We start from the raw sequence: 17227 nt of genomic DNA, 5'->3' as shown, positions 1-17227 counted from the left end.
GGAATAAGGCGTGAATTCACATACACACATCAAAGATTTAAAAGCTGATACAACCTTTAAAATCTTTAACTATTCATTTCTGACAATTGCGATGGCAGTCGTGCTTTATCCACTGATATATATCATTAGTGCTTCAATCAGTGATCCCGCAGCCGTTAACTCTGGAAAGATGTGGTTGTTTCCAAAAGACATCACGTTTGAAGGGTACAGGTTGATTTTTCAAAATGATGCAATCTGGCGTGGGTATTTAAATACAATTTTTTATACGGTACTCGGTACAACCATCAACCTGGCTGTAACCCTTCCAGCAGCATATGCCCTTGGTAGAAAAGACTTCGTCGGCCGAAATTTCTTTACAGGAATGTTCGTCCTGACAATGTTCTTTTCAGGTGGTTTAATTCCAACATACTTGGTCGTCAAAAACTTGGGATTGATTGACACGATCTGGGCTATGGTGCTACCAAACGCAGCGGCCATCTGGAATATTGTCATTGCAAGGGTGTTCTTCCAGAGTACGATTCCAACTGAATTGGAGGAATCCGCTAAAATTGACGGGTGCTCTAATTTTAAACTGTTCTTTAAAATTGTCTTACCACTCTCAGCACCGATTATTGCAGTAATGGCTCTATTCTACGGAGTGGGACATTGGAATAGTTATTTTAACGCTTTAATTTATCTGTCTGACCGTTCATTGTACCCCCTACAAATGGTACTGCGAGAAATTTTAGTATTACAGGAAATGGCATCACAAAATACCAATATGACTGGCAGCATGGCTGAAATTATGCATAGTAAACAGCAGCTGGCGGCAATCATTAAATACGGGGTCATGATTGTTTCAACCTTGCCAATAATCATCGTTTATCCATTCCTTCAGAGATATTTCGTGCAAGGCGTAATGATTGGCTCATTAAAAGGTTAATCGGTCGGCAATAAGGGAGGTGATGCTCGGTTAATCAGTTCTAATGCAATGTAATGCTTTAATTTTATAAATTAAAAAGGGGAGAAATAACGTGAAGAAACTATTAATGCTGACTTTCATCGCTGTACTGTCACTAGGCTTGTTTGCGGCTTGTTCTTCAGAAGACAACGATGATAAAAACAATGATGCTGCAGCTGATGTAGAAGTTAATAAAGAAGGATATCCAATTGTCGATGAAGAGATTACACTTTCAATGATCGCACCAGGAACAGGATTGGCTGAGTGGGAGGATATGCCTTTTCTTCAAGAGTATTCCGAGAGAACTAATGTTTATTTTGACTATCATACACCACCACTGAATGACTTTCAGACAAACTTGAACCTAGCATTTGCAAGTGGTGATATTCAGGATGTGATTTTTGGTGCTGGTACATCAAATCTAACACCAGCGATGGAAGTTGACTACGGTGCGCAAGGCATCTTGCTTCCACTTGAAGACTTAATTGATGAATATGCACCTAACGTTAAACAAATGCTTGAAGATAGACCTGACATTGAAAAGTCGATTACATCTTTAGACGGGCATATTTACACATTGCCAATGGTCAGCACCGAGTATTCATCAAGCTGGATCAGAGGCCCGCTCTGGTATAATGGTCAATGGTTAGATGCCTTAGGTGTTGAAGAACTTCCAAAAACCACTGATGAGTTTTATGAATTACTTAAGCGTTTCCGTGATGAAGATCCGAATGGAAATGGTGAAGCCGATGAGATTCCATTGCTCGATGTTGAAATGGACAGCACACGCCCTTGGATTATGGCTGCTTTCGGTATGAAAGAATGGGGTATCGAAGAACAAGACGGTGATGTCAGATATACCCCCGTTCAGCCAGAGTATAAAGAGTATCTCAAGTATATGAACAAATTGTATGAAGAAAAACTTCTTGACCCAGAAACATTTTCGCAATCAGATGAACAGAAAAAGGCTAAAGGGCAAAACAATCGTCTTGGAGTATTTCCTGATTGGTTCTCCTTCTTCACAACAGGTGAGACTGAAGAAGAAGCTATGAACAATCCTATGTTTTATCCTTTAACACAAGATCCTGATAAAGAGCCCGTTGTGCCAATGAACTCAGGAATTCAAAGAGGTGCATTTGCTCTTTCAAGTGATAATCCTAATCCAGAAGCAGCTATGCGTTGGGTGGACTACTTTTATTCACAAGATGGCTGGGAAGAGCTGAATATGGGGCCTGAAGGCTATATCTGGGAATGGGATGAAAATAAGGAAACGAAAATTGAACTCGATCCACCTGAAGGATATGAATCAAGAGAAGAATATCGGGCCACTTTAACACCGGACTATGGTATCGTAACACCGACTTTGAAAACACCAAAACAGTATCAGGAACTATCTGAGTTTGATGAGTATTTGACTGCAGAAACAGAGGAAAAAATTGATGCTTACGGCGAAGTTCCATTTCCTCTAGTGTACTTCTCAAGTGATGAGCAAAAAGAAATCAACACAATCGAAGTTGATCTAAAATCATATGTAAGACAAATGGAAGCTAAATTCATCACAGGCGTGAAATCTTTTGACGAGTGGGATGAGTATATCAAAACCATCGAAAACATGGATGTTGACAAATATGTAGAACTGCATCAGAAAGCCTACGATCGCTGGGCAGAAGCAGGCGAATAAAACTGGGGGCTTGTATACAATCGTGTATACAAGCCTTCACCATAAAATGAAATAAAGATATTGAGGGAGGTCATTACAACGTGTTTTTCACTGAAAGAAAAGCCCAAGCAAGAATTAATGAACTATCAGAATACAGGTATAGAGATAAAACCAGCCTGAAGGAATGGCAATTTGTAGAAGATGCTGGAGAAATTGGCACGCATCCATCTGACAAACCCGCAGTTGGGGCAAAAACCGTATCAATAGGGGATCATTGGAAAGGTCGAGATCTTTATGCGTGGCTTTCCAAAGAAATCATATTACCTGACAATTGGTCTGAGAAGAAAATTGTCGGGGTTTTTGACTTTGGCAATACAGGAGGCGGCAACAACTCAGGGTTTGAGTCACTGCTTTTCCTTGACGGGAAACCTTATCAGGGAGTGGACTCCAATCATAAAGAAGTATTTTTCCCAAGTGATAAAGCGGGAGCGACGGCAGTACTGGATTTCCGTCTCTGGTCTGGAATGGAAGGCGGCGGGATGCCTCAAGACCAGGAATATAAATTCAAACGTGCCGATCTTGCTTGGTTAGATGAAAAAGTAGATACGTACTATTATGATGCCCGTGCTGTTATCGAAACCGTAGCTGTTCTTACAGACGAACAGTCTGAGAAACATCAGCTTTTGCAGGCGCTTAACCATTCCTTAAACTTAATCGAGTGGCTAAATCCCGGTTCTGATGCCTTTTATCAAACCGTATATGAAGCAGGGAATTACTTAGCAGAGCAAATGAAAAAAATTGAAAAGCACCATGATGTGACGTTTCATTGTGTCGGACACACACACATTGACGTGGCTTGGTTATGGCAACTTAAGCATACCCGTGAGAAAGGTGCGCGTTCGTTTTCAACTGTTTTACGTCTGATGGAGGAATACCCTGAATATTTATTCCTTCAGAGCCAGCCACAGTTATATGAGTATATCAAAGAAGACTACCCTGAAATCTACGAACAAATGAAACAGCGAATCAACGAAGGACGCTGGGAAGCAGAAGGCGGTATGTGGCTTGAAGCCGATTGCAACATTCCTTCGGGAGAGTCCCTTGTGCGGCAATTGTTACTCGGATCCAATTTTCTTCGTGAGGAATTCAATCAAGAAACCGAATACCTCTGGCTGCCGGATGTATTTGGCTATAGCTGGGCACTTCCGCAGATTTTGAAAAAGTCCGGCATTAAAACGTTTATGACAACAAAAATCAGTTGGAACCAGTATAACAGAATGCCTCATGATACATTTTACTGGCGGGGTATTGACGGCAGCGAAATATTGACTCACTTTATCACGACTGCGGAGCCTTGGCCGGAATCGACTTATTATACATACAATGGTTTTGTCACGCCTCAGGTCATTAAAGAATCTTGGGAGGAGTATAAAGACAAGAATATCAACCAAGATTTGCTTCTTTCGTATGGCTATGGAGATGGTGGCGGTGGAGTAAACCGTGATATGCTCGAGATGCGCAAGCGCATTGATGATATGCCGGGTTTACCTCATGCCAAGCCTGCACGTGCCGGCGACTTCTTCAAGCAGCTGCATCATAACATTGAAAATACGGAAGGGTATGTACACACTTGGGATGGCGAGCTGTATCTCGAGTTTCATAGAGGGACCTACACCTCTCAAGCCTTCGTTAAACGTATGAACCGAAAACTGGAACTGCTGTACCGTGAAACTGAATGGCTGAATGTATTGGCTGGCTTAGAAGCTAAGACAATGGCTGATTACCCAGCCACAGCGTTAACAGACGGCTGGAAAACCATCCTGCGTAATCAGTTCCATGACATTATTCCCGGTTCATCGATTACTGAAGTTTACGAAGACGCAAAGGTAGAATATCAGGAAGCTGAACAGTGGGGGCGTGACGCTTGGGCACAGGCGAGCACGTCGTTGCTCAGTCAAAATGAGAATACATGGACCGTATTTAACTCGGCTCCATGGAAGCGTAACGACCTGATTTATATCGATGTGGATGCAGATGGCACATGGCAAGATGAAAATGGGACATGGTTGGATGCCCAGCGTGCAGATGGCGGTCATTATGTTCAGGTGAAAGATGTGCCTTCAATGGGGTATGCTTCTGTTACGTTCAAAAAAGCCTCTGCTGGACTCAACGAAGACAGTCCTTTTACATTACATGAAGGTGGGCTGAGTACTCCGTTTTACAACATAAGCTGGAATGACAAGGGACAATTAACCAAGATTTTTGATTTAGAATATGACCGTGAAGTGCTGGCACCTAAAGCCCGCGGCAATGTATTGCAAACTTTTGAAGACAAACCGATGATGTTTGACGCTTGGGATATTGATATTTTCTATCAGGAAAAAATGACTGAAGTCACAGACCTCGTCTCTGTCGAATGTATTGAGAATGGCAGCCTTCAAGCTGTGGTTAGATTTGAATGGAAATTCGGTTCATCCGTCATCAGCCAGGACATGGTTACCTATGCCGATTCGCGCAGGATTGACTTTAAAACCCATGTTGATTGGCAGGAGCGCCAGCGGTTGCTGAAGGTTGCTTTCCCGGTGGACATTCGCTCGACTGAGGCTACCTATGACATTCAATACGGTAACGTGAAACGACCAACACACTGGAATACAAGCTGGGATTATGCCCGCTTTGAAACTGTTGGGCATCAATGGGCAGACTTGTCTGAAGGCGGCTATGGTGTCAGTTTGATGAATGATTGTAAATATGGTTATGACATTAAAGACCAGACAATGCGTTTGTCATTATTGAAGTCGCCAATTCATCCCGACCCATATGCCGACCTTGGCGAACATCAATTCACATACTCGTTACTTCCGCATGACGGAAGCTGGCAAGAAGGAAACACTGTCCGTGAGGCATGGCAGTTAAACAATCCGTTGACATCTGCAGAAGGGGAAGCTGCCCAGCGCGGCCAGTCCCTGCTTGAGAGCTCGACTGACAACATTATGATTGATGCCGTTAAGAAGGCAGAATATGAAGATGCTGTAATTATCAGGGTCCATGAATACAATGGAAAACGGGTAAACGCAACGCTCTCAAGTGATTGGTCAATAGAAGAATGGCAGGAGTGCGACTTGATGGAACGTCCACTCAACAACACCAAAAATCTGGGGGGTATCCAATTTCACATTAAACCATACGAAATCAAGACATTCTTAGTAAGATTCAAGAAGTAACATTAGAGTAGCATCATGATTTCAACTGTAGAAATCCAAAAAAATCAATCACGGCAGGTCCAGTTGGCTTTCTGGATCTGCCGCGAATGGTTTGTGTGAGGGAGGCAGGGTCATGAGCTCTGTGATTTTAGCGAGTGATTATCGAAATGAAATTTTGGAAAATATTCATCCTGGTCACGTATGTGGTGTGAATATAGAGGGCAATATTCAATACAGTGCGGGAGAGCCACAACACATGACTTTCTTGCGCTCTGCATTTAAGCCTGTTCAAGCCATCCCTGCTATTAAGCACGATATACAGGGGTATTTCGGCTTGACGAACAGAGAAACGGCACTCATTACAGCTTCCCATCGAGGGGAAGCATTTCATATTAAAGAACTTGAGCAACTTTTGGAGAAAATAGGTGTGCCGGAAGAAGCACTATTATGCCATCCAGCATATCCGCTGAATCCGGGGCTAAAGATAAACTGGTAGCTCAGCGTGAGCCGAAGCGAAAACTGTACCATAACTGCTCCGGTAAACATCTGGGCATGATTGCACTTGCCAAAGTCCTGGGTGTTTCAATTGAAGGTTATTACGAACCGGAACATCCGGTTCAGCAGGAAATACTTCAGGCTCTCAGTATGATGTCTGACAGTGAAACAAGTGAGATCGTAAGGGGCGTAGATGGCTGCGGCGTACCAGTCTATGCACTGCCGTTAAACAAAATCGCTGAAATGTACTTAAGATTTGCTCGTCCTGAGTTAATCACGGATGGATCACTGAAGAAGGCTGTTACCGATATAGCTGCGCTTATGAATGAACATCCGGATATCATTTCGGGTACAGACGCGATCTGTACAAGTTTATTGATGGATAAAAATATTGTGGCCAAAGGCGGCGCACAAGGTGTGTATTGCTTTAGTCTAAAAAAAGAACAACTTGGCTTTTCTCTTAAAGTCCTGGACGGGACAGAGGAACAATGGCCGATTGTCGTGGCATCGATTTTAGAGCAAATCGGGTATGAGAATGAAGATACCATTAATAGACTGTATCAGATTTCCGGTAAAGACATTTTCAACGATAATGATAAACGTGTTGGACATAAAGAAGCTTCTTTCAAACTGACTTTTTAAAGGGAGTTGTTGGTGTTGAATAAAAGTAAACCAGTAAGGGCTTTCCATTTGCGATTCGGCTCTCATGATTTGGTTGATGACTTCAAAGTATTTATTGAAACTGTTCTGGCCCCTAAAAGCATTAATCATCTTGTGTTGGAGTGCAATACAGATTTTGTTTTTGAATCACACCCCGAGGTGACCGGTGGCACATTAACGAAAGAAGATGCAAAAGAAATAGCTGCAGTATGCAAAGAGAACGGGATTCGACTCATTCCCCTCATGCAATGTCTCGGCCATCAGGGCTGGGGCGGTGGACGCAGTTCTCTCTTGAAGGCTTATCCGGAATTTGATGAAACGCCACATGTGCCTGAGGACGCTGAATGGCCGGCCTTTTTTGCCCCGAGTTGGTGTCCATTGCACCCAGATGTGAATGGGGTGGTGTTTGATCTTATGGATGAGTTGCTTGATGCATTTGACGCCGATGCATTCCACGTTGGAATGGATGAAGTATTTGCGCTTGCAGACGATCAGTGTCCGCGCTGCAGCGGTAAAGATCGCGGGGAGCTGTTTGCGAAAGCTGTTCAGGATATGTACGGCCACTTGGTAGAAACACGTGAGGTAGAGATGTTTATGTGGGGAGACCGTCTTAACAGCAGTGAAGCAACAGGCTATAATGAATGGGAAGGTGACACATTCGGCACGTCATCAGCTATTGACCATATTCCAAAAGATATCGTCATCATGGATTGGCATTATGAAAAGCTGGAAGCCTATCCTTCCATTGGTATTTTCATAGATAAAGGGTTTACTGTCATTCCAGCCTGTTGGTTTGATACAGAAGCGGCAGTGGACTTGCTGAACGAAAGCAAACGCCAAGCCGAGGAACGGGATGCTGGAAACCGAATGCCTGGAATGCTTATAACTTCTTGGCATGGCTGGGATAAAGCATCATTTGATAAATTCAACCATATGAAGCCAAATACTTTTAAACCAGATGACGCATTGGAAGAACTGGAGGAACTATATCGGACCCTTGATGTCATAACCCATCAGCTTAAGTAGATTTAAAAGGAGAAATCAGATATGAAACTTGGTTTAAGCACGTACAGCTTACTGGATGCGATTAAAGCAGGAGAGATGGATGTATTGGATGTGGTTCAGTGGATTGCTGATAATGGTGGCGAACATATGGAAATTGTGCCTTATGGTTTCACTCTCGTTGACAATCTTGAGCTGGCTGACAGAGTCCGTGACAAAGCAAATGAAGTTGGCATTGAATTGTCCAACTATGCTATGCCGGCGAATTTTGTTCAGGAGAGCCAAACAGAATTTGACGCAGAAGTGGCCCGGATTAAGGAACATGTTGATCTTATGAATCGAATGGGAATCAAGCATATGCGTCATGACGTGACAGCGTTTACACTTCCGCCGGAAAAAAGAACCATTGCCTATTTCGAAACGCATTTAGATCAGATGGTTGAAGGGAGTCGCCTGATTGCTGACTATGCTGCACCGTACGGCATTACGACGACAGTTGAAAATCATGGTATGGCTGTCCAGCACAGCGATCGTGTGCAGCGGCTTGTTCAAGCAGTGGATAGGCCTAATTTTAAAACCACACTGGATATTGGCAACTTTTTATGTGTTGACGAAGATCCAATTGTCGGTGTTAAGAAAAACTTGCCCTACACATCGCTGATACACTTCAAGGATTTCTATATTCGCCCGTATGATAAAAACCCCGGGGCGGGAAATGGATCCGAACGGCCAATGACAATTATCTGCGCGGATCCATCGTTGGCCAAGGGGACGTGGACATCAGACGAATCGTTAAACTAATTAAAGACTCGGGATACGACGGGTATATCTCACTTGAATTTGAAGGTATGGAAGCGTGTCGGGAAGCGAGTAAAATTGGTATGGACAATATTAGACGGTTTTGGGAAGAAGCTTAATAAAGGAAGAGGTGTCTCATATGACGAGAGTCGCAATAGCAGGCTATGGGGAACAGCTGATAGAGCGGTATGAAGCATGGTCTAAAATCAAGGATTTCACTGTTACGGGAGTGTTAGACCTCTCAAATAAAACAGATTATTTGACGCATGAAATGAAAGAACTGTGTATTAATAGTCTGAATGCATTTCAAGAACAAGAGGTTGATTGGGTTGATATAAGTGTTCCTGTTGAGAACAGACCTGAACTGATACGACTAGCAGCTGATATTGGTATGCACGTGACGTGTGATATCCCATTTGCTCGCACGGTTGAAGAGTCTGCTGCTTTGATTGAAACATGTCAGGAAAAAGGCGTGGGAATACACCCGATTGGGTCATTAAGATTTTCACCAGCTTACCAGAATGCAAGTGGTCAAGTTGCCTCTGGAGCCATCGGAAAGACAGGTGTATTACGTCTTGCAAAAGGGTCCAAACATCCTGGTGTGGAGAAAGATATTTTTCTTGACCTCGGATTAAGCCAGTTTGATTGGCTGCTGTCTACGTTTGGTTCTGTGGGTCATGTTCTAGGTAAACACATACAAACCCAAAATGCTGCAGGAGACACAGTTGAATATGCAGCTGTGACATTGAGGATGGAAGATCAGTCCATCGCACACATTGAGTTATCATGGGCTCAGCCGTCAGGCAGTGCCAGCTTTGAGTTAACAGGTGATTCGGGTATGCTCTCCTATGATTCTGCCAGCAGCCAGCCGATTGTTCTGAACATATCTGAAAAAGTTCAAGGGGATGTTCTTGCTGTTTCTGTATTGGAACGCGAAATAAAACATTTTGCGGATGTTGCACATCAAGAAGCAGAGCTGCTTGTAACAGGAGCGGATATTCTCGAAGCAATGAAGGTGGCAGAAGCTGTGCGGCAATCTGTTGAAACAGGTGAGCCTGTTTACATGGAAAGGAGCGGTTCCTAATGAAAATCGGATTTATCAGCTTTGCACATATGCATGCTTACGCGTATGCTGACATCGTCACGAGACATTCTGAAGCTGAACTTGCTGCTGTGTGGGACGCAGATTCAGAACGCGGAAGAGCGGTCAGTGAGCAATATGGAGCTCCTTATTTTGAAGAACTATCAGACATGCTGAAAACAGACCTCGATGCTGTTATTGTCTGTTCTGAAAATGCGAACCATAAGGAACACGTGCTCCAGGCAGCCGCTCATAAAAAGCACATTTTATGTGAAAAGCCAATTGCTACTGAAATTGCGGATGCTAAGGAAATGATTCAAGTTTGTGATGATCATGGTGTCTCATTGCAAATCGCCTATCCTGTCCGTTTTATTCCAGCCATTCGTGAAGCTAAAAACCTCATACAGGCAGGCAAGGTAGGTGATGTCATTGCGGTGAATGCGACGAACCACGGACAGATGCCAGGTGGATGGTTCGTTGAAAAAGACTTATCAGGCGGTGGCTCGGCAACCGATCATATCGTTCATTTGATGGATGTATTGCGCTGGATGTTTAACGATGAAGCAAAACGCGTCCACGCCGAGTTTGACACTCGTTTTTACAATATTGATGTAGAAGACTGCGGATCCGTTATGCTGGAAATGGACTCCGGCATGATCGTCTCCATTGATCCCAGCTGGTCTCGGCCGAAAACGTACCCTACATGGGGAAATGTCACGATGAAATTTATCGGGACGGAAGGGACCCTATATGTGGATGCATTTAAACAGCATTCACTCTATTACAATGATAAAGATAGCAATATTGCTGAACAGCCATGGGCGGATGATATGAATGAACAGCTCGTCAATGATTTTATCAACTGTGTTCAAACAGGCAGAAAACCTTTTATTACCGGAGAAGATGGGCTGCGGACACTTGAAGTGGTCAAAGGCGCTTACGCATCTGACCGCACTAAGCAGTCTGTCGAAATTCACCGCAGCTGACGTTTGCAGATATTGGAGGTAATCGTAAATGAAACTTGGTATGAGCAGTTACAGCCTTGTCGGAGCCCTGAATAGCGGGGACATGACGATTCTGGATGTAGTCGACTGGACTGCAGATCATGGCGGAAAGCATGTGGAACTCGTTCCTATGGGCTATACACTAACAGATAATCCTGACCTGATTGAAGCTCTGCTGGCCAAAGCAGCCGAACGGGATATTGAGCTCTCAAATTATGCGATAGGAGCCGACTTTTTGCCCGGATCAGAAAAAGAATTTGAGAAAGAAATAGATCGCGTAAAAAAAGAAGTTGACACCGCAGCCCGGCTAGGGATAAAACGTATGCGCCATGATGTCTCATTCAAACCCCCTGAGGAAGCCTCTTACCGGCAGTTTGAAGAAGACCTGCCCCGATTGGTGGAAGCGTGTCGACGGATTGCAGATTACGCCCAGGGATATGGCATTACAACGAGTATAGAGAACCATGGATTTTACATTCAGGCAAGCGAGCGCATACAGCGCATCATCCATGAGGTAGACCGTCCCAACTTCAAAACAACACTGGATACAGGAAATTTTCTATGTGTAGATGAAGAACCCGTGGCTGCTGTTCGAAACAACTTGCCATACGCCTCGATGGTTCATATAAAAGATTTTTATCAGCGGCCTCGGTCTTGGTATCATCCTGGTCCTGGATGGCTTACAACAACCGCCGGCAATTATTTGAGAGGGGCGATTACAGGACACGGTGACATTGATCTGCGGGAAATCATTAAAGCCATTAAAGATTCAGGTTATGACGGGTACATTTCAATAGAGTTTGAAGGTCTCGAAACGTGCCAGGAAGCAGCCAAGATCAGTATGGACAACGTCAAAAAACTATGGGAAACGGTTTAACTGAATAGAGGAGGTTGAGACAATGGAAAAAATCAAAGTAGGTATTATAGGAGCTGGCTCTATATCAGAACTGCATTTTGAGGCTTATAAGCAAAACAAAAACGTTGAAATTGCAGCAGTGTGTGATTTAAATGAGCAGCGTGCCAAAGATAAAGCAGATATGTACGGAGCAAGTCAATACTTTACCGATTATCATGATTTGCTGGCATTGGATGAGGTTGATGCCGTCAGTATTTGTACGTGGAATAACTCCCATGCGGAAATTTCCATCGCTGCCCTCAATGCTGGTAAACATGTGCTGGTTGAAAAGCCGCTTTGCAAAACAGTGAAAGAAGCACTGGAAATGGCAGAAGTTGCTAAATCCCATCCTGAACAAGTCATGCAGGTAGGGTTTGTCAGACGTCATGGCACCAACGCCAAGGTCTTGAAGAAATTCATCGATGCAGGCGATATGGGCGAGCTCTATTATGCAAAAGCTTCTTATATAAGGGCTATCGGAAACCCGGGGGCTGGTTTGCGGATAAAGAGCGTTCAGGTGGCGGACCATTGATTGATATCGGCGTGCATGTCATTGACCTGTCTTGGTATTTGATGGGCAAGCCAAAAGTGGTGTCTGTCAGCGGAAACACTTACAATCGTTTAGGCAACCGGTCACATATTGAGAATAAATCATTTTATAAAGCGGCCGATTATGATCCTGAACACAATACTGTGGAAGATATGGTCAACGCTTTGATCCGCTTTGAGAATGGGGCCTCCATTATGATTGATGCCAGTTTCTCCCTTCACGCCAAAGGTGACTCCGGGGAGCTCAAGGTTTTTGGTGAAAAGGGCGGTGCTGAAATTGACCCGCGTCTTAATCTGACAACCGAGAGGCATAACACGATTTTGAACATGACACCTGAGATCGATGCTGCTGCATTTGATATGATGGATGGGTTCCAAAATGAAATTGATCATTTTGTGGACTGTGTCAAAGGTGAAACAGAAACCATCGCACCGGTTAACGATGGGGTTGAGATAATGAAGATCCTCGCGGGGATTTATGAATCTGCTAAAACAGGCAAAGAAGTTTATTTAGATTAGCTGGATGAATAAATGAGGGAGATCAATGGTCTCCCTCATTTATTATAAGAGAGGAGACGGGTATTGATGTTGCTGCAAGACTTAGAGAATATCAATGTGCTGCATCGCAACCGCGAAAAAAATCGCTCGTATTTTATACCATTTAGAGATGAACAGACTGCTTTGACATATGATTGGACTGAGTCTGATCGGATTAAGACACTGAATGGCTTATGGCAGTTCAAGTTTTCAGATAACCCTCATGAAGCACCTGCTATTGAACAGATGAAACATGAATATATGACTGATTGGGATACCATTCAAGTCCCGCACCACTGGCAGCTGCAAGGCTATGATAAACCACATTATACAAACGTTTCATATCCATTCCCTGTCGATCCGCCCCATGTACCGACTGAAAACCCGACTGGATTGTACCATCGCCAGTTCACCCTTCCCGAGAAATGGAAGGGGTATGAAGTTTTTCTGCGCTTCGAAGGTGTTGATAATAGTTTCCATGTTTGGGTAAATGGGCAGGAAGTTGGTTACAGCACAGGCAGTCGTTTGCCGGCAGAATTTAATATCACCTCATTCCTTAGAAAAGAACAGAACACTCTAGATGTCCGGGTTTATAAATGGTCAGCTTCCAGTTACATAGAAGATCAGGATATGTGGTGGCTGAGCGGGATCTTTCGAGACGTGTACCTAGTAGCCAGACCTCGAGCTTATGTCCGTGATGTGTTTGTTCGACCTTATTTAGATGAGTCATATCACGATGCAAGGTTGCATGTAGAGGCAGAGCTGTGTTCAAAAGCGGCTGGCGTAGGGGAAGCGGTAACTGTTGAATACAGGCTTCTTGATGCAAATTATAAGGAGGTCGTGTCAGGAGAGAAAGAACGCATCGCCATCCCAGAGCATGGAAAGAACATAACCTTCGATGCGGATATTGAAAAACCAAATAAATGGTCAGCAGAAAATCCTTATTTATACCATTTGGTGTTAACGCTGAAAAATAATCAGCAGGAAACGATTGAGGTCATTATGCAAAAGGTCGGGTTCAGGTCCATCGAGGTTAAAAATGGGCTGTTGCTCATAAATGGCGTTCCGTTAAAGTTTAGAGGGGTTAACCGCCATGACAATCATCCAGACCTCGGCCGTGCTGTGCGCCGCGAGCATATGGAAAAAGACATCATCCTAATGAAGCAAAGCAATATTAATGCTGTACGCTGTGCCCATTATCCGAACGATCCTCAGTTTTATGACCTCTGTGACGAATATGGGTTATATGTCATTGATGAAGCCGATCTGGAAACACACGGATTTGAAATAACGGGTAATATACATGAATTAAGTGATGATCCGACATGGAAGTCAGCTTACATCGACCGGGTGGAGAGAATGGTGGAACGGAGTAAGAACCACCCTTCCATTGTCATGTGGTCCCTGGGAAATGAATCGGGATTTGGCTGCAATCATATAGCAATGCATCAATGGGCACATCAGCGCGATGATACCCGTATCGTTCATTATGAAGGCGAATGTCAAACTATTCCTTATTGGGATGCAGAGTCAACATCTGAACCGGTCGCCTCGGATGTCTTTTCTTCGATGTATACGACCATAGACAGGTTGGAAAAATTGGGATCTCGTACCGATTACAGCAAACCACACATTCTTTGTGAGTATGCACACGCCATGGGGAACGGTCCCGGTTCGCTTAAAGAATACTGGGAGACCATTTACAGATATGAGCGTCTTCAAGGCGGATTTGTATGGGAATGGGCGGATCATGGCTTACGGGCTCAGACGAACGATGGTGAGGCATATTTTGCTTATGGTGGCGATTTTGGAGATGAACCAAACGACTACAACTTTGTTATTGACGGACTTGTCATGCCGGACAGAACGCCTTCTCCAGGATATTACGAGCATAAAAAAGTGATCGAACCCATTAAAATTGAAGAAGTGGATGCGAATAAAGGTGAATTTAAGGTCTATAATCGGTATGATTTCTTAGATCTGTCCCATATACACGCATCCTGGAATATAGAAGCAGAAGGCCGCATCCTTCAGAGCGGAAGCGTCTCCGTCGCGAAAATTGGACCACGGTCCTCAAAGGGGGTCCAAATCCCTTTTGAAATGCCTGACATGTTAAAGTCGGATACGCAATATGTACTGAACATATGTTTTAATCTGGCAAACGACACACAATGGGCTAAAGCCGGTCATGAATTAGCGTGGGCACAGTTTGTTTTGGCTGACACGACAGGAAACTTACAAAGGATTGAGGCTCAGCATATGAATCAGCTGAGCGTATATGCAAAACAGAATGTCCTTAATATTGAAGGCAGCGATTTTCATATGACCTTCAACACAATTACAGGAGAAATGGCATCTTGGAATGTTAGCGGCCTTTCTCTGTTAACAGCCGGGCCAAGGCTTCAATTCTGGCGGGCAGTGACCAACAATGACCATCGCCTGGAACCTGTCTGGAAACAGTTTGGCGTTGATAAGCTGCAGCAGCGCACGAACAACGTAAAATGGAAAGTGAGCTACTGCCAAACAGAAGCTGTCATAACAGTGTCCCAGCGGATAGCACCACCTGTTCTTGCATGGGGTATTCGTGTAGAGCTTGTCTATACCATCGACGGAGATGGTCGAATGGTTGCAGAAGTTTCCGGAACGCCTGAGGGAGACGCTCCAAGAACTCTGCCCCGTGTAGGCTTGGAAATGGAAATACCCTCCCACATGGATCACGTGAAGTGGCGTGGCAGAGGGCCGGGTGAAGCCTATGCTGACACTAAAGAAGCTGCCAGGTTTGGAACGTTCAGTAAAACGGTCGATGAATTGATGACCAACTACGTGTATCCTCAAGAAAACGGCAATCGGACAGATGTCAAATGGGCGGGATTTACCAACGAATCAGGAATGGGTATTAAAGTAAAGGGAGATCCTGATTTTAATTTCAGCGCTCATCGTTATACAGTAGAAGACTTTGATCAGGCACGGCACACCTATGACCTGCAGCCAAGGGATGAAGTAACGGTTCACTTGGACCATAAACAGTTCGGCATCGGCAGCGCAAGTTGCGGACCAGACGTGCTTCCGGAATATGAACTTTTAGCAGAACCATTCCGCTTTAAATTTTATTTGGAACCCGTTTGAAATTGGGCGTTCAGTTCATACGGCGTGTGATTTTTATATGCAGTAGCGACGCAAAATGAAGAGACAGTGCTTTTTAAACAAGCTAAACAAAAGATCCGAACATGATTCATTTGAGGAATCATGTTCGGATCTTTGTTTAGTGGCAAGGATCAATCAAAGGCGACACGCTTCCCGGATTTACCTGAATCGTAGACAGCTACGATCATTTTCTGTGTTTTTAAGGCTTCTTTTCCAGTAATATCCGGCTGTGTGCCAGCTTTTAAGGCGTCATAGAAATTATTAATTTGTTTGATATGATTGACGCCCCAGTAGCTTTTAACGCCTTCTTCATATTCAAACGTTTCATTTGGGTTATTTTCTGCAGTAAATGTGCGTCCGTCATTGAGTTTGATTTCGGCATAATCGCCAATCATATTGACGATGCCATTTTCACAATGCAGCTCTGCTTCCACTGGTGCATCGTAAGAATAATAGTTGATCGCGTAAAAGGCAGTCACAACACCGCTCTTATATTTAATAACGCCCTCTGCAGTGTCTTCAACCTCAATGAAATCGTGTGCTCGATTGGCAATGACAGCATCGACATAATCAATCTCGTCATCGATCAGCCAGCGAACAATGTCCATTGTATGGATGGCTTGGTCTATAATGACACCGCCACCCTCTTTATCCCATGTGCCTTTCCAGTCACTTTCCCGGTAATAATCATCAGAACGATCCCAAGTGAGGGAGAGTTTGCTGGATTTGACCGCACCCAATGTGCCATTTTCAAGCATGTTTTTAATCAGTTGTGAAGACTGATTGTACCTGTTTTGAAAAATGACGCCAAGGGAGATATTATTTTCATCAGCGGCGGCGACCATGTTTTCAGCATCCTCCATTGTAATTGCCATGGGCTTTTCCGTTAAAACATGGATCTTACGTTTGGCAGCTTCAATGGCTACCGGTGCGTGCAGGTGGTGCGGGAGACAAATATGTATCGCGTCCATATCCTCTTCTTCAAACATTGTCATGTAATCGGTATACGATGCACAATTATGTTTTGTGGCAGCTGTTTGAGCGCGCTCTTCTTTGATGTCACATACCGCGACCAATTCAAGATCCTCTCTGACCTCAACAGGCAATGCATGCATTGGGAAAATGCGTCCGCACCCAATAATTCCTACCTTTATTTTTTTCATTTATTGCTTCCCCTTTCTATATATGGATTCTCTGTTACTGATTAAAAATAATGTACATAAGAGCATAAATAGTGGCACAATCGCACAAACATGTTA

General features: G+C 44.0%; 9 protein-coding genes and 3 pseudogenes. 11 read left to right on the top strand and 1 reads right to left on the bottom strand.

From position 1 onward, the window contains the following. The first annotated feature begins 10 nt into the window (after positions 1–10). From JNUCC1_RS04975 to JNUCC1_RS04925, 11 genes and pseudogenes are all read left to right on the top strand, one after another. Positions 11–922 carry a carbohydrate ABC transporter permease gene (locus JNUCC1_RS04975; RefSeq protein ID WP_331713609.1) on the top strand — a complete coding sequence of 304 codons (912 nt, stop codon included), beginning with the start codon at positions 11–13 and terminating at the stop codon, positions 920–922. Between the two features lie 91 nt (positions 923–1013). Continuing rightward, the gene (locus JNUCC1_RS04970; protein ID WP_331713608.1) at positions 1014–2621 is read left to right on the top strand and encodes an extracellular solute-binding protein; all 1608 of its coding nucleotides are present in this window, start codon (positions 1014–1016) and stop codon (positions 2619–2621) included. An 80-nt stretch (positions 2622–2701) separates the two neighbouring features. Then, positions 2702–5824 (top strand): alpha-mannosidase, encoded by a 3123-nt coding sequence (locus JNUCC1_RS04965; RefSeq protein ID WP_331713607.1) that lies wholly within the window; start codon positions 2702–2704, stop codon positions 5822–5824. Positions 5825–5936: 112 nt separating this feature from the next. Continuing rightward, positions 5937–6940: pseudogene (locus JNUCC1_RS04960) on the top strand (asparaginase). A gap of 15 nt (positions 6941–6955) precedes the next feature. After that, positions 6956–7984, top strand: coding sequence for a family 20 glycosylhydrolase (locus tag JNUCC1_RS04955; protein ID WP_197431636.1), 1029 nt, complete (start codon positions 6956–6958; stop codon positions 7982–7984). Between the two features lie 21 nt (positions 7985–8005). After that, positions 8006–8877 (top strand): annotated as a pseudogene (locus JNUCC1_RS04950) (sugar phosphate isomerase/epimerase family protein). A gap of 20 nt (positions 8878–8897) precedes the next feature. After that, positions 8898–9842 carry a Gfo/Idh/MocA family protein gene (locus JNUCC1_RS04945; protein ID WP_156644399.1) on the top strand — a complete coding sequence of 315 codons (945 nt, stop codon included), beginning with the start codon at positions 8898–8900 and terminating at the stop codon, positions 9840–9842. Continuing rightward, entirely contained in the window at positions 9842–10825 is a 984-nt protein-coding gene (locus JNUCC1_RS04940) for a Gfo/Idh/MocA family protein (RefSeq protein WP_156644398.1), read from the top strand. The genes JNUCC1_RS04945 and JNUCC1_RS04940 overlap by 1 nt, the downstream gene beginning before the upstream one ends. Positions 10826–10853: 28 nt before the next feature. Continuing rightward, on the top strand, positions 10854–11720 hold the full coding sequence (locus tag JNUCC1_RS04935) for a sugar phosphate isomerase/epimerase family protein (RefSeq protein ID WP_156644397.1): 867 nt from the start codon (positions 10854–10856) through the stop codon (positions 11718–11720). Between the two features lie 22 nt (positions 11721–11742). Next, positions 11743–12806: pseudogene (locus JNUCC1_RS04930) on the top strand (Gfo/Idh/MocA family protein). A gap of 66 nt (positions 12807–12872) precedes the next feature. Further along, complete coding sequence (locus JNUCC1_RS04925; RefSeq protein ID WP_156644396.1) at positions 12873–15950, top strand: glycoside hydrolase family 2 TIM barrel-domain containing protein; 3078 nt, start codon at positions 12873–12875, stop codon at positions 15948–15950. Between the two features lie 149 nt (positions 15951–16099). On the opposite strand, the gene JNUCC1_RS04920 is transcribed toward JNUCC1_RS04925, so the two are convergent. Next, on the bottom strand, positions 16100–17131 hold the full coding sequence (locus tag JNUCC1_RS04920) for a Gfo/Idh/MocA family protein (protein WP_156644395.1): 1032 nt from the start codon (positions 17129–17131) through the stop codon (positions 16100–16102). Between the last annotated feature and the right edge of the window lie 96 nt (positions 17132–17227).

Origin of the sequence: Lentibacillus sp. JNUCC-1 (assembly GCF_009741735.1) — a bacterium.
Classification (GTDB): Bacteria; Bacillota; Bacilli; order Bacillales; family Amphibacillaceae; genus Lentibacillus_B.
Note: the sequence above shows the minus strand (reverse complement) of the source record. Positions and strands in the feature narration are given on the sequence as shown.